The 874-nt window shown below is 41.4% G+C and carries 1 pseudogene; it reads left to right on the top strand.

What is annotated here, in order from left to right:
* Positions 1 to 874 (top strand): annotated as a pseudogene (locus tag BN338_RS09640) (tyrosine-type recombinase/integrase); the annotation flags it as partial.

Genomic DNA, 874 nt, shown 5'->3' with positions numbered 1-874 from the left:
ATGGAGGTGCTCAATGGCTTTATCGTTATACCATTCACGGTCGGCGCCGTGAAATGGGCTTGGGTGCCTTGAGAGATGTCTCTTTAAAACAAGCTCGTGAAACTGCAACAAAATGGCGTTCTGTTTTACGTGAAGGCGTGACCCCATTAAAGAACGCAATAAACAAAAGCGTGAAGCAATGCGCAATCTCCATTATTTAAAAGACATTGCTTTAGATGCTTTTGAAAGTCGTAAAGCTGAATTAAAAGGGGATGGGAAAAATGGGAACTGGTTTTCACCTTTACAACTTCATATTCTACCCAAATTAGGTTGTCTGCCCGTTTCAGAAATTACACAAACAGAAATACGCAATACACTTGCTCCTATTTGGCATACAAAAGCTGGAACCGCTCAGACAGCATTGATACGCCTTAATCTTTGTCTCAAACATGCGGCTGCTTTAGGCTTGGATGTTGATTTACAAGCAACAACCAAAGCACGCGCTCTCTTAGGTAAACAACGCCATAAAACGCAAAATAGACCAGCCATGGATTGGAGAGATATTCCGAATTTTTATAAAACACTTTGTGAAGCATCAAGCCTCACACAATTGGCTTTGCGGTTGCTTATTCTGACAGGGGTTCGTACCAATCCTTTGTGTCATATTCGTGAAGATCAGATTGAAGGGAATATATGGACTATTCCTGCTGAGAATATGAAAGGACGACGGGATGCAACAACAGAATTTCGCGTTCCCTTATCAACAGAGGCATTAGAAATTCTCAAACAAGCGCGCTTGCTTTCTCGCAATGATTTCTTTTTTTCTGCAACCGGTCGAGGTCCCCTTAGTGATAAATGTATGGCAAAATATATGAGAAAAATTGGTCTTAAAGCC

It is taken from the genome of Bartonella queenslandensis AUST/NH15 (assembly GCF_000312585.1).
In the GTDB taxonomy this organism is placed as follows: Bacteria; Pseudomonadota; Alphaproteobacteria; order Rhizobiales; family Rhizobiaceae; genus Bartonella; species Bartonella queenslandensis_A.
The sequence above is the reverse complement of the archived record's forward strand: the minus strand, read 5'-3'. Positions and strand labels throughout refer to the sequence as shown.